Raw genomic sequence first — 19,404 nt, 5'->3', positions numbered from 1 at the left:
GACGGGGAACAGGCAATTTAAGACTCGGGATAAACAAAGCCAACAAGAGAACTGATCCAAAAAGGATAATCGTGAACGCGAATAGAAAAGAAATCATCTTAGAAGCTGGCATGGGCGCGGCCGGAATAATTGGTGCAGTCTTCGTTGCATACGGACTGGTTAATAATTCGATAGTTCCCACTGTGGTAGGCGTGGCGGTGTGCTTGATCGCGTTCTGCAGTTTAACTGTGATTCGAAAGCGACGCGAAACGCGAATTAGCAATCTTGAACTGTCTACATCGCGGGCCACGAAAGCGATAGCAGAAGAAACCAACCATCGACTAAGCCTCTTGAACCCGATCGTGCGCAATATCGCCGGGAGCGTTGGACGTGCGGCACCGCTAATCCGAGAGAATCACAGAAAATTGTCGCGAGTCGAGCGAGAAACAGAGATAGCGGCCCAGGTTGTTGACAGAAGTGTTTCGAGTACACCGAGCCTGAACGGTACTAGTGCCACCGAAAGAAAGCCGACTCGCGCCGAGGCTGCTCGCCAGGTTGCCGCAGAATCGAATGGCAACCCGCATAAGTTACCGTCCGCGCCGGTGCGGGAGCGGAAAAGTAAGACTCGTCAGTTGCGAACGATGATCATCGCTGACGAATTCACGCTTCAGGCATTCAAATATGAATGGAATCAGGTCGAGGTCACACCCACGAATTGGCGTGAAACACTGGACAATGATCGCTTTGACCTACTATTCGTCGAAAGCGCATGGGAGGGAAACGGCGGCGAATGGCGATATCATTTCACGGGCGGTAGCGCCCCGAGGCCAGCAGTCATCGAGCTAGTGGATGAATGCAAATCACGAGGAATACCGACCGTATTCTGGAACAAGGAAGATCCGCCGCACTATTCAGATTTTATAGAAACGGCGAAACTTTTCGACTTCATATTTACAACCGATCAAAATATGTTGCCCCGGTATACCGAAGATGCTCCCGACTCAGTTGTAAACGTACTACCTTTCGCTGCGCAACCGGCAATCCATAACCCAGCTCGAATAGGGCTCATACACCGTACAGAATCGATTGTGTTCGGTGGAATGTATTTCCGTCACAAGTATCCTGAGCGCCGACATCAGATGGATTTCATTCTACCGGCAGCCGCCAACTTCGGGCTGGACATATACTCACGCCAGCTGGGTGGAAGTCAGAACTACCAGTTTCCGGAAGGTCTGACCTCACAGGTGGTGGGCTCGCTCAAGTATTCAGAAATGCTATCTGCATACCATAAATACAAGGTTGTGGTTAATGTAAACTCTGTCGTGGACTCTCCCTCGATGTGTGCCAGAAGAATCTTTGAAGCAACCGCTTCCGGTGCGGCTGTAGTGTCGTCATCAAGTCCAGCAATTGAGACGTTCTATCCTCGGGGCCTGATTACCGAAGTTCACGACTCAACCGAAGCAAATGTGGCCTTTAAGACACTGTTAAGATCGCCAGAATATATAGACCGGAAGGTGCACCTGGCGCAGCGGCACACATGGGAGAATCACACTTACAGACATCGTGTTGGGGCTATCGCCGAAACCGTCGATGTAAGTACCGACAATCTGGACAAATCCGTATCCGTGATTTCCCCAACTAATCGCCCTCATATGATTGGTCAGATCATGGAGAATTTTTCTCGGCAGTCGTATCCTGAGAAAGAACTTCTAGTTCTTACGCATGGATTCGAGATCAGCCAGCTTGTTTTAAGCGAATTGAAAGAGCGGTTCGATCTCGCTGACGTAAGGGTGATATCAGCGGATAAATCGAGCACGCTTGGTGCCAATCTGAATTGGCTAATCGGGGAATCTCAGGGTGCAATAATTGCGCGAATGGATGACGACGACTGGTATGGTGAAAACTATCTTAGAGATATGGTGAATTCTCTTACCATTAGTGGAGCCGAACTAGCCGGAAAAGCCGCGAGCTATATCTACTTCGAGTCAACAAATCAAACAATTCTGACGTATGCGGCCAAAGAAAAGATGTTCACTGACTTTGTTCGTGGTGCTACAACAGTGGCGTATCGCGACCTTTTTGATACCTATAGCTTTCATGATGCGAACCAATCTGAAGACTCAGAGTTGCTGAGTAGGCTTAAGTCTGACGCCGTCGCCGTTTATGCAGGTGACAGGTTCAATTTCAGTGTCTTTAGATCAAGGGATCTAAATTCTCATACTTGGCGCGAAGCTGACGCAGCGCTCTTTTCGTCTGGGGAGCTGAAGTTTATGGGTCCCGCATATGACCAGATTTCAATTTAATAGTTGCTAAAGGATTGAGTTGCCGATGAAATACACGCATCACATGAAGAAACGCATTGCCGGCGAGGAGAAAGGCGTCCCTGTACGGTTAATGCACAAGTCGAACTTGAAAGCGTTTTGCGATCAGATAGGTGTACTGGCGCCCGCAGAGATCGCTCGATTCGAAAGTGTCTCTGATATTGATTTGAACGGGCTACCGGATCGGTTTGTATTGAAGCCTGCTTTCGCGTCAACAGCAGAAGGCGTAATGCTGCTGGACCGAGATGGGTCTCGCTACTACGATGCAATGTCAAAAAAATACTGGTCGGATGATGAGATCGTCCAACTCCAACAGCGGATATTCGAAAAGTATTCAGGTGTCCGCAACCGAGTGACGCTAGCGGAGCAGAGGGTTGATTGCTCCGAGGGTCTTGCTATTCCTCCTGACTATAAGTTTCTCGGGTTTCAGGGAGAGATTGGGATAATCATTCGCATTGATAGGACCAAAGAAAAGCTCGCGATGAGCTACTACGACGGAAACTTTGTCCCTATCGTGGATGAACGTGTTAGGTTTAATTCTGATATCGCTGATCGTGAATCGAGGCTGCCACCTGCGGACTGGCGCAGGTTATTGAATCTAGCACGTCGAGTGTCCGTAGCTGTACCGACTCCTTGTGCTCGCATCGACTTGTTTGCAGATGCGAATGGTCCGTTGCTGGGCGAGATTACCCTGACCCCAGGTAGCTTCTATTACGCGGCTGGGCACACTTTAACGGGCACCGAGGACGAACGTCTTGGTCTGCTGTGGGAGCAGGCGGAAGCTCAGTTGTCGGTTTGATGTACTAACCGATCGGAGTGTTGCCTATTTGGTGCCGGAGAAGATTTCAGTGGAACTGGCTATTCAATTTGGCAGTATTTACGATTCTGGGGGTTTCGTTGTCATTTGTCTGCAACCGTTCGGGTGAATGTTCGATAGTTCGTGTCACTAGACGTACGCATATTTGACGGCACGTTTGTATCGTCTCAAATATTATTTGACAGAATGTTTAGTGCCGGACTAGCCGTACGTTCGAAAGCTTGCTTTCGGGTTCGTGATTGATATTGAGTAGATTGCGAACCCGAGCTGGTGATCGAGCAACTCCGGTGTGATTCTTAGGACTGTGTCAACTATTCGCGAACTTAGAATCGCTGTTTAGTGCAGAGACTAAGTTGCTTCATGCTTTGCTTATGCCTCCGTCCTCGATTTAGCTGAGTCGGAATAAACGGCATGTTGTGTTTCGCTGTTTTCTGATCCTGTCCAGTGTGCCGGGTCAAAAATCTAGGCACTAGATTCGTCTGTGGTTGCGACAGCAATTCTGCCGTAAACGTGGATTCCGATAGTTGAAGTCCACTACCGCGACAGCAGGGGACTCTTGTTGCAGATTCGCGGTGAGGGGATCGATTGCAGGTGCATGCTGTTCACTCTGTAGGTAAACGGTGGGGACTCTGCAGTGATGTTTGAGTGGCTGTTGGCGTCTCGTGGACTTTTGATTTGAGCGAGCGCTACCCGAGATCGATTTCTGCATTGATTTCTGAGGATCTGAGTTTTGGCCATTGTGTACGTTGCGTTGTATATCCTTAAGCGAGTGCGTCCAGTTTGCTGGCCTGGCGATTGTTAACTGGCTCATCGTAATTGAGAGTGTAGAACCGGTCTGAAGCCACCGGATTCGAGTAGACACCTCGCGATGTAATGCGTGAGGTTGCGGAATCCCAGCGCGGACCCGCGTAGATGTTCGAGTCTGCCGTTGATCGCTTCAGTGGGACCGTTCGATGTTCCCGGTCGGGTGAAGAACGCGAGCACATCGGAGGCTCGACGCTTCAAAGTTCGTCCTAAGCGTTTGAGCTCGACAAGTTCGGATGGCAGATTCGTTGTCAGGGCGTCGATGACCGTTTGCAGGAGTCTCTTGCCCTCGTTGCGGTCCGCGGTTCGGTAGGCGCTGACAACGTCTTGGTAGACGGCCCAGGTGACTTCGACTTCAGTGAAGTTCGGGTCGGCGAAGAGGCCCGTGATTCTTTCCTGTTGCTTGGTCGTGAGTAGGCTGCTGCCCGTGTGCAGAGTTCTTCTTGCCCGGTATAACGGGTCCTTTGCTCGTCCACGATGGCCGGTGGTCTCCTGCTGAACTCGGCGACGTACCTCGTCGAGTGCATCACCGGCGAGTTTGACGACGTGGAAGGGGTCCATGACTTCGACAGCGTCGGGCAGTTCTTCGGCTGAGGCTATTTTGAATCCAGAGAATCCGTCCATCGCGACGACGTCGATGCCCTCACGCCAGTCCCTCGGACGGGCCTTCAACCATTGCTTGAACACCTGCTTCGACCGTCCGGGCACCATGTCGAGCAACCGCGCCGGACCTGATGCCTGGCTGATCGGGGTGAGGTCGATGATGACGGTGACGTACTTGTCACCACGCCGTGTGTGCCGCCACACGTGCTCGTCGACACCAATGACGGTGACCCCGTCGAAACGGGTCGGGTCGTTGATCAACAACCGGCGACCTTCAGCGAGGATTGCGGAGTTCGCGGTGTGCCAGGACACGGCGAGTTTCGCAGCGATCACGGACACAGTGTCGTGATCGATGACAAGAGCACGCAACGCCCAGTCGAGGCCGGTTCGAGAGATCTTCGCTCGCGGTGGTGCCGCAGCTGTGGTGTCTTGCCGCCATACCAGGCCGCACTCGACGCATTTGTAGCGGCGGAGGCGAATGTGAAGCGTGGTCGGTCGGTGGCCGAAAGGTTCGTGGGCCAGACGACGGACGACGGTATCGCGGACGATCCCGTGGCCACCACACCGACGGCACCAGTCATCGGCAGTGTTGGGCCGGCATTCCAGAATGGCTGTGTGTCCGGTGACATGTTGGCCGGTGCAGGTGAGATCGAGGGTGTCGAGCCGGCAGAATCTCGTGAGGTCAGGGGTTGAGAAAGTAGGCTTGGCCACGTCGAGGTCTTTCGGATGGACTGTGTGAGAACTTCCATCATCGGAAGACCTCGACGTCTATCCGGGCAGCGCCACACCGTGTCCTGGAATCACAGATCTACACGTTGATACTGGAAGTGGACGGGATCGGTATGACCGGCTTCTACACCGACGGCCCCTTTCGGGGCTTGTCTTCCGAGGGATTTGTCTACTCCTCCCGCCCGTGGGTGCCGGCCCGGACAGCCATGACTTGATAGGAGCACGACCTCGCGAAGGCCTCACCAACGTGTTGTCTGGCTACCCGGACCGGCGCCTCCCAGTGTGAGCCATCAAGCAGGGAGTCCACCATGTTTACACCATCACCAGTCCGCGAAGTCGTTGGAGGAGTCGATACACACAAAGACACCCACTTCGCTGCGGTCATCACCACGACCGGGCAACATTTGGCTGCGACGCAGTTCCCAGCCACCAGTGCAGGCTACGAAGCACTGATCGCTTTCATCACCAGCTTCGGAGTGCTACTGAGGATCGGCGTCGAAGGAACCAACTCCTACGGGGCCGGCTTGACCAGACGCCTGGAGAGAGCAGGAATCACCGTGCTCGAGGTTCTCCAACCCGGCCGCGGCCGACAAGGAACCCGAGGCAAGACCGACGAGATCGACGCCTACCGCGCGGCTGAAAGCGCTTTGGCCCAGGTCCGATGTGCACAACCGAAGAACTCGCAGGGACTCGTCGAACAGATGCGCATCATCACGATAGCAAGGACCAGTGCGGTATCTGCGCGCGCAGAAGCACTGACTCAGATCAGCAACATCCTGATCACGGCACCTGATGACCTGCGAGAACGCTACCGCAATATGCCCACACGACGACGGCTTCAGATGCTGGGACGGATGCGATGTGGTGGCCGGGACAACGGTGTGATCGTGACAACGAAGCGGACGCTCAAGAGCCTCGCGACGCGGATACGCTCATTGAGCCTCGAGATCGATGAGCATGACGAAACGCTGAAGGGCCTCATCAACACGGTTAACCCGTCGTTGCTTCAGACCCGGGGTATCGGTGTTATCAGCGCCGCAGTGCTACTCATCAGTGCCGGAGACAATCCGGACCGGTTGGCTAACGAAGCACAGTTCGCGATGCACACCGGCGCGGCACCGATTCCTGCCTCGTCTGGCCAAACTATGCGCTACCGGCTCAATCGAGGTGGCGATCGGAAAGCAAATCATGCCTTGCACACCATCGCCATCGTGCGTTTACACACGTGCCCGAGGACGCGTGCCTATGTTGTAAGGCGGAAGAGCGAGTGTAAGTCGCCGAAGGACATCTGGGACTGATGCAGGGTTCGGTGACATCTAGTCTGGCTTGTTTGAAAGCAAGTCTGGAAGGATAGACACCATGCCACAGCCCTACCCGAAAGAATTCCGCGATGACGTCATCCGCGTCGTCCAGACCAGGGATTCTAAGACGACGATCGGACAGATCGCCAAGGACTTCGGAGTCCACGAAGGCACCATCAACAAATGGATCCGCCAAGCAGAAATCGATGCCGGCAACAAACCCGGCAACACCAGCGACGAGTCTGCAGAACTACGGGAGATGCGTCGGCGCAATCGTCTGCTTGAGCAGGAGAACGAGGTCCTGCGCCGCGCAGCCGCCTATCTGTCACAGGCGAACCTGCCTTCAAAAGGCTCTACCCGCTCGTGAGAGAGCTCGCCGCCGACGGGATCCCCGTCGCGGTGTCGTGCCCGGTCTTGAAGCTCTCCCGCCAGCCCTACTACCGGTGGCTGGCCGTGCCTGTCCCTGATAACGATCTCGCCCAGGCATATCGGGCCAATGCGCTCTTCGATGCCCACCGCGATGATCCCGAGTTCGGGTACCGATACCTCGCTGACGAAGCCAAAGCGGCCGGCCAGCCCATGGCGGCACGCACTGCGTGGCGGTTGTGTTCGTCCAATGACTGGTTCTCCGCCTTCGGCAAGGGCAGAGCCAAGAACGGGAAGAAGCCGGGACCACCGGTCCACGACGATCTATGCGCGGTTGTCGATGCCGACGGACGGACCAGACACGAGTTTCGAGCTGATGGCCCGAACCAGCTGTGGTTGACCGACATTTCGGAACACCATACGACTTGGATTCCATTAGTCGTTGCAACACCGCGTTTTCTACTGAGGTTCCAGTAAACCACGGAGTCGTTCTGCCGGTGTCTCCCAGTTCAAAGTCTTTCGCGGTCGAGCATTGAGTTCCGCAGCCACTTCCTCGAGTTCCTCGGGACCATGACGGGACAGATCGGTGCCTTTTGGAAAGTACTGGCGCAAGAGTCCGTTGGTGTTCTCGTTACTCCCACGTTGCCAGGGGCTGCCCGGGTCGCAGAAGTAGACATCCATGTTCGTTGCTGTACGAAACGCAACGTGCCCAGACATCTCCGCGCCCTGGTCCCACGTCAATGATCGCCGCAGAGTCTGCGGGAGCTTGCTGACGGTCTTGACGAGTCCATCGCGGCCCGTCTCGGCGGTGTGGTCTGCGTCAAGATGGATAAGCGTGACGAACCGACTGGATCTTTCGACGAGCGTGGCGATCGCGGAACGACTCTTCGTCCCGATGATGAGATCGCCTTCCCAGTGTCCTGGTATGGCACGGTCGTCAACCTCAGGAGGACGGTCAGCGATCGAGACCATCTCATCGACAAACCGTTTCGTCCGGTGTGTTGGATCTCGTCTGGGTTTGCGCACTACCCGTCCGCGACGCATGAGTGCTGCGATCTCTCGTTTGAGTCCACCACGGCCCTGAACGTAGATCGACTGGTAGATCGTTTCTGTACTCACCCGCATTCGCCTGTCATCGGGGAAGTCTTTGACCAGCCGGTGGCTGATCTGTTCCGGCGACCACTTCTGCTGCAGCTTGCCCTGGATGTAGGCATGCAGCCGACTGTCTCCTTCGAGTTTACGGGTTCGTGGCCGCGGGCGGCGAGCCGCGGCCATTCGGTGTGCGGTATAGGGAAGATACCCCAGCGTGTTGGTGGCATTACGTGCCAGCTCTCGGCTGATCGTTGAGGGGCTTCTCCCCAGCGTTTTCCCGATGGTGCGCATCGATTGCCCGCTCCTGGCCAGATCGTGGATCTTCTCGCGCTCGTCCAGGCTCAGAAATCGAGGATCGATCGGTGTTTCGAGGCGTTCGACATCGACGGGAATGCCTCGCGTATAGGCTGCGCGCGGATTCTTCACAGTTTTCAGTATCGCCGATTGCCGATAGCGAACAACCCGCCCATCAGGATAAATCCGCCCACCGGTGAACTGTTTGATGTCTTTGTCCCAGTCCTGGGCCGAGCGCTGGTCGACACCGACCTGCTGAGCGGCCTTCCCACGAGGGATACCGGCGGCTCTGAGAGCTTTGAACTGTGCTCGCTTGGCGCGTGTGTCTGTTCCGGTGAAAATGCCGGCCTGGTGGGCCCATTTGTAACAGGTGACTCGCACGAATCCGAGTTCTTTCGCGACTCGGGCGACGTTGCCTGAGGCCTTCAATCGTTTGAAGAACTCTGCCTTGTCTTCAGCCGTGTAGGAACGGTTCTTTCCTCGCGGAGTCGACACTCCTGCCTCGCGACGCCACCGGTAGCACGAATCCACACTGACACCGAGCTCGGCGGCGACTGCACGGATGGTGCCGCCACGATCGAGGCGACGGAAGAACTCCTCGCGTTCCCTCGCTTTGTACTGGATGTTGTCTTTGCCTCTTGGTCGAGCCATCACACACTCCGTTGATCTGCGGTGTTGCAACGACTAATGGAATCCAAGCGAATGAGGGCAAGCTGTACCTCTGCGCAGTCAAGGACGCCTACTCCTCGCGCATCGTCGGTTATTCGATCAGTTCGAGGATGAAGGCCCGGCTGGCTGTTGATACCCTCGAGATGGCTGTGACAAGGCGCGGTGACGTGGCTGGATGCGTGACGCACAGCGACCGCGGCAGCCAGTTCAGATCGAATATATTCACTCGGGCTCTGGCCCGTCACGGCATCATCGGGTCGATGGGCCGAGTCGGCGCAGCGGGCGATAACGCGGCCATGGAATCGTTCTTCGCCCTGTTGCAGAAGAACGTTCTCGACCGTCGCAGGTGGGCCACCCGTGACCAGCTGAGAATCGCGATCGTGACGTGGATCGAGCGGACATATCACCGACGTCGACGACAAGCCCGGTTGGGTCGATTGACACCAGTAGAGTACGAAGCAATCATAGAGCCAGCTGCTCTCGCAGCATGACACTCACGCTGTCACCCTTCTTTGCATCAGTCCCTCTTGCGGTGCTTGAAGCGGGCAATCGCTCGAGAGGTCTGCCACCTGCTCACAGCTCCTTTTGAATACGTCGACCCCGGCCAGTTGCGCCACTTGCGGCTCGAATCTGGTTGCACGCTGGCTGAGGTCGCCGACAGTATGGGGTGCAGTATCGCGAAGCTCTCCTGTGCCGAGCGAGGTGTGCTCAATGATCGAGAATTCCTCGATGTCTATCGTGCCCATCTCGAGCAACAGAACACGGTCCAATCCGTCGCTTGACGAATATAGGAGTCCCTCAATTACGAAGAGCCTGTTTACTTCACTCCGTGGAGTAGAATTATATAATTATGGATTGCAGCTTTGGGCGCTTTATGCTGATCGCGTCAGGCGCTATGTTGAAGTCTATTTTCAAGGGGCCAACCTAGTTCATAGATTACGGTTATCGCTGTTGTCAGTTCGGCCTTTCTGAGAGGAACTGCGAAGACAATTGTTCGGAGACGAATTGGTAGAATTCGTCTACGTAATGAAAAGCTTCGAGTCCCCAAGTGTGATCTTGGGAGGCAATGCAGTATTCATCGGGTACTTCGATGATGGGGAATCCGAGTTCTTCGGCAAATGAATAGTAACGTGCAAACAGTCTATTCCATTCGTCAGGAGGCGTCCGCATGCGTTCTGACATCTGGTAACCGTCATTGGCTCGCGCGGCATACTTGGAACGAATAAGTCTGGTTCTATTAATATTGTTTGTTGCGTCTAGTAGCTTGATCAGTTTTTCAGCTGACGTGGCCCATATGTTGAAGTGCTCATCGGTCCCAAATTCGAGTTTCGAACTAACACCTAGGGCGGGTTTCCAACCAGTGCCCTTGAGTTCGTATGAGTCCGTGAAGATGTTTGGGCCTGAAGCCACGAGTCCCAGTCGCTCGTCTACCAAGTCGAGTAGCAGGACTTCGAAACTCTGGTCGTTGGATAGAAAGTCCCTCGGAAACGATGACTGAATATCGTTGATCACCATTCGATTCTGGAAGGCAGAATCCAACTTCGAGGGTATTGATGGGGGTTCTGTCGGCAGCGAGGTCGCGCTCGCCCAAGACTGACGCGCAATGTACTTCGCTGCCGTAAGGTGCTCTGGGCAGACGCGTGTAACGTCCCGAGACACGCATGAACCGTAAACATAGACATTGAGTGTTTGGGTCAAAGGGACGCCGTCCGTGTTTAGAGAGTAGTCTTTGTGTAGCCATCATGAGCTGGGTGGGTTGGTCCCGGTTCTGTTGCTGGCTTGAGTGCCAGTATACTCATTGCTTCCTCGGACATGTCGGTGCCAGCCGCGCTTGGCGTTGAACTGAAGGTGTGCACTCGCCGCACAGCGGTTTGTAGTACTTCGATCAAGCTGGCGGATCCGAATTTTCGGTCGGTGCCGTGTCTCAGGTTTCAATCCGGGAGCTATTAACCGGCGCCATCCTAGATTGAACGCTGTTTTGATTGCTTAAGGCAGTGGCACAGGACAATAATTGGGCTACAGTTAACGGCAACGAGAAAATTCATCTCGCGATGCGCAGTTGAAGGCGTGGATTTAGAGTTCGCGGATCTGTTAACAGTCGGGTCGACCCATGAGGTAACTGCCGCTATCATTTCACCCTCAAAGTCGGAGTGTGAAGCGAGCTGACTGTTGTGCTTACTCGTGTTGGACCGAGTTCCAACTGGTCTGTCCCCGTTCTTGCTCGTGCGTTTATGTTTCTCTGTGCGACTTAGGCCGGAATGTGATCGGATAGGCTTCTGTACGGGCGCGGCGGGATGCCCTCATATTTATTGGTGGGCCCGAACGCGGTCTGGTCGCTGGTTCTGGTATGGCTGGTTGTGCCAGATTTTGATGATCTGGGGTAGTGCCACTGTGCTAACTTTGTGAGTTTGCAGAAAGTGTGAAGAATCTAACGAACGGTAGTTCGTAGGGAGTTGTGATTAACTAGTTCTAGCATATTAAATCAGGAGGAAATCGTCACTTTGGTTGCCTAGTGTCATTTGCTAAGTCATTTCGAAGAACGTGCTGCCGCCAACTTCGTTGGCCGCCATTCGCAGATGCACTTTAGGAGCCTAGTCGAAATGCTGATTCTATTAGCCGAGCGACAATAGATAGCGCACGAAGTCGTCGAGGTCGTTGCTCGTCAAAGCGTTCTTGAGCGCCGGTTCCGCTTCGGGGTCGAAGTCGATGATGACTGTGCCGTCTTCTTCGCGCCGCGAGTTCGTGGGTACGGTGACTACCGCGATGTCGTCCGTCTGCAGGGTGCGGAGGCGGTTAGCGATCTCGACGAGTTCACCCGTGGTCAGCTCCGCATTGTGCTGAATGCCCGAAGCGAAATGTCCGAGCACGGCCGCGCCCTTGTTCGGGTTTTTGACCAACCCGCCTGACTTCAGCGCCTGAACGAGTGCGCGCACTATCGCACGCTGGTTACGGGTTCGCGTCTGGCCGGCATCATCGACCGGATCCGCCGCGGTGAAGATTGCCGATGTTGTTCCGCTGAGGTTGTTCGTCCCTTCGACAAAGTCGGTACCGCCAGCGGCGAACGCAGCCCGGCTGTACATTTGCATACCATCGAGTTCGTCGATGACCCGCCCGAGAGCGTCCGATTCCAACTGCGCGATGTGATCGATGCGGATGCCGAGAAATTCCTCGGCCACGGCTACGACGACCGGCCACCCGCCCTCGTCGGCAATGGTGGCGAAAGTCTGACCGGCCTCAATCTGAGTGGAGGGGTTGAGAACGAGGGCTGCGGCGAACTCGCCGGAAGCGGGAACATGGATGACCGCGAAGATGTCACCTTGGCTCGATGACTGCGGGGCCGCCTCGGCGAGGTTTCCGGGATTCGTCACCCGAAGCATCAGAGTGCGGGAATCGTCCGCCGCTGGGCGGATGTCTGCGGGTGGGAAAGCCGCCTCGGCGGGAATGGTCTTCGACGCGTCATCGAACTCGGCACGGGCGGCGTTGAGGTCCTTGAGAGAACCGATGGCAGAGACCATATTCGTCAGTTTGGCCATGGCTGTCCCACTCCCTCTGTCAGGTGACACGGGGATGGTCACAATAATTTCCGCGGGTGAGATCGGCACTGGTACCGATCTCACCCGCGGAAGAGGACTGCTGTGTTGGGCCGCAGCAGCCAACTGGGAAACTGATGGCAGCGGGAGTTCGCTGACTCAGCGGAGGCCGAAGATCTCTACGAGCGCGCCTCCGGACGAATGCGAATCCGGCTGGTTGGCCTCGGGAGCTTTGTCCGCAGGTTTGTCAGCCGGAGTTCCGGCGGGCTTGAACGGCGGCGAGGGAGGGAACTCCATGACGGCCGGTTCTGCGTGCGGGCCACCGATGCTGCACTCTCTGGGACCTTCGCTCGAACTCGAGAGGGATCGCCACTGTCTTCGTCATGTCACGGATCGTTAGATCATCGGAGCCGATATAGGAGCCTAGGTCCACGTCGACTATGGCCGATGAGACGTACTGGATTTCAGAGTAGGTCTCTACGTTGAAGAAGTCCGCCGAACGCAGGTGGGCATCGCGGTTCTCGGTGCCGGTGCCCTCGGACACGGTGGCTCCTCTCCTTCGGCGGCGATGTCTCTGCCACCACAAAGCCATGGCTGCGAGGCGATCGCCTCGGTAGGTGGGGATTCGGGCAGACGGCAGCTCGGGCGGCACTGTGGAAGTTGTCGGATCAGGACGAACAGGGCAGAGTTATTTCCGTGGAGATCAGGCGAACCATCCAAGGCGGCGTTCTGGCGCTCGCTCTTCTCTTCGCAGGGTGTACTGGGTCGGACTCGGACGGTTCGTCCTCGTCTATGGATCAGGCACCGGAACCTACCCCGACTCCAACCAAGTTCGAGCAGACAACGGTCGGCGCCGTCTCCGGCGAGGCCGCGACTATCACTGCGACCGTCGAGAAGCCCGGCCACGGTCTCACCGCTGATAACCTCGGCATCTCCTTCGAAGCCACCGACCTTGCCGATCCTCGTCTCGACCCCGACTCATCGAACCTCGATGAACAACTGAAGACCCTCGGGTCGCCAGCCCTCCGGTTCGGTGGCAACGCTCTGGACCGGCGCACCTTCTGGACGTCGAAGGGGGAGGAGCCGAAGCATTCCGAGCAGACGACGATCACACCCGAGGACCTCAAGCGTCTCAAGAAGCTCGTCGATGTCATCGGATCGCGTGTCACCCTTGGGATTCCTCTCGGGACCTACGATCCAGCGCGTGGAGCGGACATGGCCGCTCATGCGGTCGACATCCTCGGCGATTCACTGGTCGGTCTGGCGATCGGGAACGAACCGAACGGATACACGGTCAAAGATGTTCCCGACGGTGCTGTTCGCGGGGACGGCTGGAACGAACCCAAGTACGTCAAGCAGCTCGAAGCCTATGCCAAGGCGATCCACGAGAAGCGTCCCGATGCTCCGATCATCGGGCCCGATGTCTACGACGGGCAATGGATGGCGGCGTTCGCGGACTCGGACATGAAGAAGAAGACCGCGATCTCCCAGCACTGGTACCAGCTCTACGAATGCGACTCAGGCAAAGTGCCCGGTCGTGGCCCCAAGGCAGAGAACCTCATCGATCCATTGGCGAAGAAGTCAGCAAAGAGGAACCTCGGCATCGGCAAAGACCGTGCAGACGCCGCGGACCTGCCGCTGTGGCTCGAAGAGACCGGACCGACAAGCTGCCCGGGCACCAATGACACTTCCCTGACAAACGCCTCGGCGCTGTGGGCAGCCGACTACACCCTCTACGCGGCACAACTCGGCGTCGAACGCATGGCCATGCACTCGATGCTCGGGGCCTGCAACGGGGGAGCGCCGATGTCGCTGATCTGCGACCCAGCCGATCACGGACAGAAGTCGAATGACTTCGTGCCGAGGCCGAACATGCTCGGCCTGCGGCTCCTCGCGCCCAGCGTCGGTGGGACGTTCACAAAGACCTCGGTCAAGGGCGGTGGCAACATCAGCGCCTACACCGTGACCAAAGACGAGGGGAAGACGCTGGTGACCACCGTCATCAACGCCAATGACGCGGCCAAGGTCGGCGGGAACCCGGTAACGCTGAGCATGCCCGAGGGATTCTCCGTCGATAAAGCCTCGCAGGTGTACGGCGCCTCGAACGACGCGAAGAGCGCCACGCAGGTGATCCCGGCGAACCCGTTGCCGGACACGGTGCCCTACAGCGGGCCGGCATCGGCCAAGAGGGCATCCGCCTCGGCGAGTCCTGAAACGGACGAGAATGAACTCAAGATCGACATCGCCGGAAGCTCGGCGACGGTGTTCATCCTGCGAAAGAACTAGGGCATGTCTCCTTTATTGGCGGAGCCATGTCAGGATCGCGCTGATCACGACGGCCGCTCGATAGGTAATGGCGAGCTTGTCGTATCGCGTCGCTAACCCGCGCCATTGCTTGACGTAGGCAAATGAACGCTCAACGACGTTGCGGTTCCGATACGTAGCCGCATCAAACGCCGGCGGTCGCCCGCCTTTGCTGCCGCGCTTCTTGCGAGTCGAGATCTGGTCCTTCTTCTCCGGGATCACCGCCCGAATGCCACGCGAACGTAAGTACTCGCGGTTGCCTCTGGACCCATAGGCGCGATCAGCCAGAACGGCGTCCGGACGTGTGCGAGGACGACCACCGCCAACCCGCGGCACTCGAATGTCGGCCAGGACCTGCGGCAGGATCACCCCGTCGTGACGCTGTCCGCCGGTGACCACGACAGCCAAGGGTCGACCCTTACCGTCGACGGCATGGTGGATCTTCGTCGTCAGCCCACCCCGTGAGCGACCGATGCCGTGCCCGCCCGGTTCACACTCCGAATCGGGCAGATGGGGATGAACCCTGAGTGGTGGACACGCTGAGACTGGCCCATAATGGGCGGGAGAATGCGAGTAGAAACCATGCCGAAGAAGAAGTACTCGGACGAGTTCAAAGCCGACGCCGTCGAGCTGTATGAGACTCATCCTGACATGTCCTATACCCAAGTCGCTGCTGACCTTGGCGTCTCCCGCGGCGCGATCAAGACGTGGGTGTTCCAGGCTCGGAAGGCTACGGGAGCGGTACCCACGAGCGCGCCCGCTCATCCGGAGACACCGGAAGAGGAGGTGGCTCGCCTACGGGTGGAAAATGACTCGTTACGAGCCGACAAACGGTCTCTGCGCACTGATGTAGAGCGTTTGGAAGAAGAACGGGCGATTCTGCGCAAGGCCACGAAGTATTTCGCGGCAGAGACGACCTGGTGATCCGCTTCCAGTTCGTTGACGACCACCGAGACATCAATGGGGTGAAGCGGGTGTGTGAAGTGTTGAGTATTCAACGCTCAAGCTATTACAAGTGGCGAGATTCACGTCAGGATCGAGCTGATCGTCAGGCAGCTGATGATGCTCTGGTTGCGCGGATCGCTGACATCCATCGTGATTGGGATCACACGTATGGGTATCGGCGGATCGCTGTCGAGTTAGCCGCCGATCCCGCCGTGGACGGGCCGGTCAACCATAAACGGGTCGCTCGACTGATGCGTGCGAACAACATCGTCGGCATTCACTTGCGCAAACCGCATGTCACCACGGTCAAGGATCCGGGTGCCCAGGTCTTTGCTGATCGGGTGAAGAGGGACTTCACCGCAGACCGGCCCGGTGAGATGTACGTCGGCGACATCACTTACCTGCCATATGGTCACGAGGGGAAGTTCTTGTATCTGGCGACGGTGATCGATGTGTGTTCGAAGCGAATCGTGGGGTGGTCGATCACTGATCATATGCGCACCAGCCTCGTCGAAGACGCTTTACAGAACGCATCAAATAATAGAAAAACACTATGGGATGCGATTTTTCACAGTGATCACGGACGTCAATATACGTCCACGGCGTTTCAGGCTACGTGCCGCGGTTTGGGGGTGGTCCAGTCGATGGGTCGGATCGGGTCGAGCGCTGATAATGCCTTGGCGGAGTCGGTCAATGCGGCGCTGAAGCGTGAGGTGTTGCAGGGAGCGAAACGATGGGAGAGCGCGGCTCAGTGTCGCCGAGACGTATTCCGGTGGCTGGTGCGATACAACTCGGGGCGCAGGCATTCGAGTCTGGGTTATCGAGCACCGCTTGACGTTGAGAACGATTGGGTGTCTATGATGGATCTTGCCGCCTGATAGTACACATTGCTGTGTCCACTACTCGGGGTTCAGGCCCGATTCTTGTAATTCGAAGTAGCCCCCTGTGTCCTGGTCAGGGCGCGTCGTGTTCGTTGCGTGCTGGTGCGCACGGTTGATGGTGCCATCGACGGAGATGCTCCAATCGATGTCACCGGCAGCATCGGCATCAGAAAGCACCCGGGCCAGCACCCGGTCCCACGTGCCGTCAGCGGCGTAGCGACGGTGGCGTTTCCATACTGTCTGCCAGGGTCCGAAGTGCTCGCGTGGCAGGTCGCGCCAGGCGATGCCGGCCCGGTAGCGGTAGACGATTCCTTCGACGATTCGACGGTTGTTCTCAAACGGTCGGGCTCTCTTGCCGACGTTCGAGGGCAACAGTGGTTCGATCTTCTCCCACTGCTCATCAGTGAAAACTCGGTGTCGTTGCTGTGTAGTCACTAGCCCACCGTGTCAGTCCTGGAATGGTCAATAAAGGAGACACGCCCTAGTCAGTTCCGCATGGTGCTTCGTGAAGAGGCAGCATGCCACCCCATGTCGCGGTCAGTGAAATCTCAGTCTTTGACTAGTCAGAACATGGTCATCGGAACGTCACTAGGCTGTCATGTCATGTCATCGACTTCCCAGACCACGTCACGATCCGACGACACCACCGACACTGTGCCGTCCCTGCCCGCCGACCGCTACCGCACCGACCCCCGATCGGTGCGCATCATCGAACACACGCGCATCCCCTTGCGGGACGGGGTCGAACTCGCTGCCCGGGTCTGGCTGCCCGGCGATCTCGGAGACGCGGCGGTCCCCGCAGTCCTCGAATACATTCCCTACCGCAAGAACGATATGACCGCTGGTCGCGATGACACGATCCACCCCGAATTCGCCCGCGCCGGCTACGCCAGCGTCCGCGTCGACATCCGCGGCTGCGGCGACTCGACCGGGGTCATGACCGACGAATACTCGGAGACCGAACTCGACGACGGTCTGCAGGTGCTAGCCTGGATCGCCGCACAGGACTGGTGCAGCGGCAAGGTCGGCATCATCGGCAAGTCGTGGGGCGGCTTCAATGGCCTGCAGCTCGCCGCACTCAAGCCACCGGAGCTCGCCGCCGTCATCACCATCTGCTCCACCGACGACCGCTATGCCGACGACGTCCACTACAACGGCGGAACCATCGTCGGTGACCAGATGCTCTCCTGGGCCTCGACGATGTGGGCCTACAACGCCCGCCCCCAGGACCCCGCCGTCATGGTCCAAGGCTGGAAGGACGACTGGAAGCGACGCATCGACGAAGCACCTGTCAACATCGAGGACTGGCTCGGCCACCAGCGTCGTGATGACTACTGGAAGCACGCGTCGGTGTGCGAGACCCCGGATAGCATCGAAGTCCCCGTCCTGGCCGTCGGCGGACTGCTCGACGAATACCGGACCACCCTCTTCCGTCTCATGGACAACGCGAACCGCCGTCGAGCCACAGACCCGGACACGCCGGCAGTCCACGCCCTGCTGGGCCCGTGGGCGCACAACTATCCGCACCAGGCGGCCCCCGGCCCCGGCATCGACTTCATCTCCGAAGCGATCCGGTGGTGGGACAAATGGATGAGCGGCGCCGACAACGGCGTCGAATCCCAACCGCAGCTGCGCGCCTATGTGACCGACAGTGCCCCCATCTATTCAGACCGGCAGACCCGTCCGGGTCGATGGATCGCCGAGGCGACCTGGCCGGGCCCGCAGATCGCAGACACCCCGATGCCCGCCGCCGAGGTGCAGACCGCCGGCCCGAGGGTTCTCGATTCCACTGCGCTGCTGGGATACCAGGGAGGAAGCTGGCTGCAGTTCGGCGAAGCGGCCGGGATCGCTGGTGATCAGGCCGCCGATGACGCCCGCTCATTCATCTGCGACTGGGACCTCGAGACCGGTCTGGAGATCGTCGGCACACCCACGGTGCGGGCAACGCTGACTTCCGACCAAGACCGCGGAGTCATCGCGGCCCGCCTCTGCGATGTCGCCCCCGATGGCAGCTCACGGCTGGTCACGATCGGACTGTTCAACCTCACTCACCACTCGAGCCACGAACACCCCGAACCGCTGACCCCGGGTACTGCGGTCACCGCCCACTTCCCGTTGCTGGCCACCGCGCACCGGTTTGCGCCCGGTCACCGGCTGCGCCTGAGCATCTCTGCGAGCTTCTGGCCCAACCTCTGGCCCTCACCGAAGACCACACTTATCACCGTCGACTCCACCCCTGAACTGACCTTGCCCATCCGCACCGTGGTGAGCGAGGACGACGAGTCCCGCTCCACCGCCGAGGTGAGCGCACAGTTAGGTGCGGCGCCGACCCCGCCGCTGTCGACCATCGACGCCTCCGGCGCGCCGATGACTCGTCAGCTCGACTGGGACCTCGTCGATCGCAGGGCCACCGTGACCACGGTGACCGAGGACTGGCAGACCGACCGCAGCGACGGCCTCTTCTACTACACCAACGAACGCGACTCCTACTCTCGTAGTGAAACCGACCCGCAGTCTCCGGTGGCGACGTGCGAGCGGACGATCATCTACCGGCGCCCGGCGCTGCAGGCTGCGGCGAATCAGGGCCAAGCCGCCGCCACCGCAGCGGTCGATGCGGGCTGGGACGTCGAATTGCGCACCCGATCGACGATGCGCGGGGACGAGGAGAACTTCCTCGTCACCAACGAACTCGTCGCCTACCTCGACGGGCAGCCGTTCCACACTCGAACCACCTCGGCGAGCATCCCTCGTCACCTGAACTGAGGCGGA

Annotated in this window: 15 protein-coding genes and 3 pseudogenes; 9 read left to right on the top strand and 9 right to left on the bottom strand. The window is 57.8% G+C overall.

Features of this window, described 5'->3' with window-relative positions; genetic code table 11:
- Nucleotides 1-71 precede the first annotated feature (71 nt).
- Nucleotides 72-2,282, top strand: coding sequence for a glycosyltransferase (locus ACH82I_RS08400; RefSeq protein ID WP_413336624.1), 2,211 nt, complete (start codon nucleotides 72-74; stop codon nucleotides 2,280-2,282).
- 43 nt (nucleotides 2,283-2,325) lie between these two features.
- Nucleotides 2,326-3,099 carry an ATP-grasp fold amidoligase family protein gene (locus ACH82I_RS08395; protein ID WP_413336623.1) on the top strand — a complete coding sequence of 258 codons (774 nt, stop codon included), beginning with the start codon at nucleotides 2,326-2,328 and terminating at the stop codon, nucleotides 3,097-3,099.
- 825 nt (nucleotides 3,100-3,924) lie between these two features.
- On the opposite strand, the gene ACH82I_RS08390 is transcribed toward ACH82I_RS08395, so the two are convergent.
- Complete coding sequence (locus ACH82I_RS08390; RefSeq protein ID WP_413336622.1) at nucleotides 3,925-5,235, bottom strand: ISL3 family transposase; 1,311 nt, start codon at nucleotides 5,233-5,235, stop codon at nucleotides 3,925-3,927.
- 326 nt (nucleotides 5,236-5,561) lie between these two features.
- On the opposite strand from ACH82I_RS08390, the gene ACH82I_RS08385 reads away from it, so the two are divergent.
- The 3 genes from ACH82I_RS08385 (at nucleotide 5,562) to ACH82I_RS08375 (ending at nucleotide 7,397) form a co-directional block, all read left to right on the top strand.
- Nucleotides 5,562-6,551, top strand: coding sequence for an IS110 family transposase (locus ACH82I_RS08385; RefSeq protein WP_413336621.1), 990 nt, complete (start codon nucleotides 5,562-5,564; stop codon nucleotides 6,549-6,551).
- Nucleotides 6,552-6,612: 61 nt separating this feature from the next.
- Nucleotides 6,613-6,921 (top strand): transposase, encoded by a 309-nt coding sequence (locus ACH82I_RS08380; RefSeq protein ID WP_062241932.1) that lies wholly within the window; start codon nucleotides 6,613-6,615, stop codon nucleotides 6,919-6,921.
- On the top strand, nucleotides 6,918-7,397 hold the full coding sequence (locus ACH82I_RS08375; protein ID WP_413336620.1) for a hypothetical protein: 480 nt from the start codon (nucleotides 6,918-6,920) through the stop codon (nucleotides 7,395-7,397). Before ACH82I_RS08380 ends, ACH82I_RS08375 begins: the two co-directional genes overlap by 4 nt.
- Here the strand turns inward: ACH82I_RS08375 and ACH82I_RS08370 are convergent.
- Together ACH82I_RS08370 and ACH82I_RS08365 are read right to left on the bottom strand one after the other, a co-directional pair.
- Nucleotides 7,380-8,585: an IS30 family transposase gene (locus ACH82I_RS08370; RefSeq protein WP_413336748.1), complete on the bottom strand. Its 1,206-nt coding sequence runs from the start codon at nucleotides 8,583-8,585 to the stop codon at nucleotides 7,380-7,382. The two genes, ACH82I_RS08375 and ACH82I_RS08370, sit on opposite strands and share 18 nt — an antisense overlap.
- A 237-nt stretch (nucleotides 8,586-8,822) precedes the next feature.
- Nucleotides 8,823-8,957, bottom strand: a pseudogene (locus ACH82I_RS08365) (hypothetical protein); the annotation flags it as partial.
- Nucleotides 8,958-9,007: 50 nt separating this feature from the next.
- On the opposite strand from ACH82I_RS08365, the pseudogene ACH82I_RS08360 reads away from it, so the two are divergent.
- Nucleotides 9,008-9,466: pseudogene (locus tag ACH82I_RS08360) on the top strand (IS3 family transposase); the annotation flags it as partial.
- Nucleotides 9,467-9,469: 3 nt separating this feature from the next.
- Here ACH82I_RS08360 and ACH82I_RS08355 read toward each other — a convergent pair.
- The 4 genes from ACH82I_RS08355 to ACH82I_RS08340 form a co-directional block, all read right to left on the bottom strand.
- Nucleotides 9,470-9,730 carry a hypothetical protein gene (locus tag ACH82I_RS08355; protein ID WP_413336619.1) on the bottom strand — a complete coding sequence of 87 codons (261 nt, stop codon included), beginning with the start codon at nucleotides 9,728-9,730 and terminating at the stop codon, nucleotides 9,470-9,472.
- Between the two features lie 199 nt (nucleotides 9,731-9,929).
- Nucleotides 9,930-10,673, bottom strand: a complete 744-nt coding sequence (locus ACH82I_RS08350; RefSeq protein ID WP_413336618.1) for a DUF6270 domain-containing protein — start codon at nucleotides 10,671-10,673, stop codon at nucleotides 9,930-9,932.
- A gap of 914 nt (nucleotides 10,674-11,587) precedes the next feature.
- Entirely contained in the window at nucleotides 11,588-12,577 is a 990-nt protein-coding gene (locus ACH82I_RS08345) for an LCP family protein (RefSeq protein ID WP_413336617.1), read from the bottom strand.
- 175 nt (nucleotides 12,578-12,752) lie between these two features.
- On the bottom strand, nucleotides 12,753-13,049 hold the full coding sequence (locus tag ACH82I_RS08340; RefSeq protein WP_413336616.1) for a YceI family protein: 297 nt from the start codon (nucleotides 13,047-13,049) through the stop codon (nucleotides 12,753-12,755).
- A 248-nt stretch (nucleotides 13,050-13,297) separates the two neighbouring features.
- Here ACH82I_RS08340 and ACH82I_RS08335 point away from each other — a divergent pair, with 248 nt between their 5' ends.
- A complete protein-coding gene (locus ACH82I_RS08335) occupies nucleotides 13,298-14,791 on the top strand; it encodes a hypothetical protein (protein WP_413336615.1) in 1,494 nt (497 codons plus the stop codon).
- A 12-nt stretch (nucleotides 14,792-14,803) separates the two neighbouring features.
- Here ACH82I_RS08335 and ACH82I_RS08330 read toward each other — a convergent pair whose 3' ends face one another.
- Nucleotides 14,804-15,454, bottom strand: coding sequence for an IS5 family transposase (locus ACH82I_RS08330; protein ID WP_413336614.1), 651 nt, complete (start codon nucleotides 15,452-15,454; stop codon nucleotides 14,804-14,806).
- Between ACH82I_RS08330 and ACH82I_RS08325 the strand changes: the two genes are divergently transcribed.
- Nucleotides 15,392-16,632 (top strand): IS3 family transposase gene (locus ACH82I_RS08325; protein ID WP_413336613.1). Its coding sequence is split into 2 segments (ribosomal slippage): nucleotides 15,392-15,719 and nucleotides 15,719-16,632, totalling 1,242 coding nucleotides; the frame shifts between segments, so codons are not numbered across the junction. The two genes, ACH82I_RS08330 and ACH82I_RS08325, sit on opposite strands and share 63 nt — an antisense overlap.
- Before the next feature lie 24 nt (nucleotides 16,633-16,656).
- Here the strand turns inward: ACH82I_RS08325 and ACH82I_RS08320 are convergent.
- Nucleotides 16,657-17,070 (bottom strand): annotated as a pseudogene (locus tag ACH82I_RS08320) (IS5 family transposase); the annotation flags it as partial.
- Nucleotides 17,071-17,238: 168 nt separating this feature from the next.
- Here ACH82I_RS08320 and ACH82I_RS08315 point away from each other — a divergent pair.
- Nucleotides 17,239-19,398: a CocE/NonD family hydrolase gene (locus tag ACH82I_RS08315; protein WP_413336612.1), complete on the top strand. Its 2,160-nt coding sequence runs from the start codon at nucleotides 17,239-17,241 to the stop codon at nucleotides 19,396-19,398.
- The last annotated feature ends 6 nt before the right edge of the window (nucleotides 19,399-19,404 follow it).

This window comes from Brevibacterium sp. GP-SGM9, assembly GCF_047300845.1.
Classification (GTDB): Bacteria; Actinomycetota; Actinomycetes; order Actinomycetales; family Brevibacteriaceae; genus Brevibacterium.
Note: the sequence above shows the minus strand (reverse complement) of the source record. Positions and strands in the feature narration are given on the sequence as shown.

Bases quoted from the DNA above. Each gene is read 5' to 3' on its own strand.
- ACH82I_RS08330 (WP_413336614.1), bottom strand. From the start codon at position 15,454: ATGAGTCTCATACAGCTCGACGGCGTCGGCTTTGAACTCGTCCGAGTA.
- ACH82I_RS08315 (WP_413336612.1), top strand. From the start codon at position 17,239: ATGTCATCGACTTCCCAGACCACGTCACGATCCGACGACACCACCGAC.
- ACH82I_RS08380 (WP_062241932.1), top strand. From the start codon at position 6,613: ATGCCACAGCCCTACCCGAAAGAATTCCGCGATGACGTCATCCGCGTC.
- ACH82I_RS08395 (WP_413336623.1), top strand. From the start codon at position 2,326: ATGAAGAAACGCATTGCCGGCGAGGAGAAAGGCGTCCCTGTACGGTTA.
- ACH82I_RS08385 (WP_413336621.1), top strand. From the start codon at position 5,562: ATGTTTACACCATCACCAGTCCGCGAAGTCGTTGGAGGAGTCGATACA.
- ACH82I_RS08335 (WP_413336615.1), top strand. From the start codon at position 13,298: ATGGATCAGGCACCGGAACCTACCCCGACTCCAACCAAGTTCGAGCAG.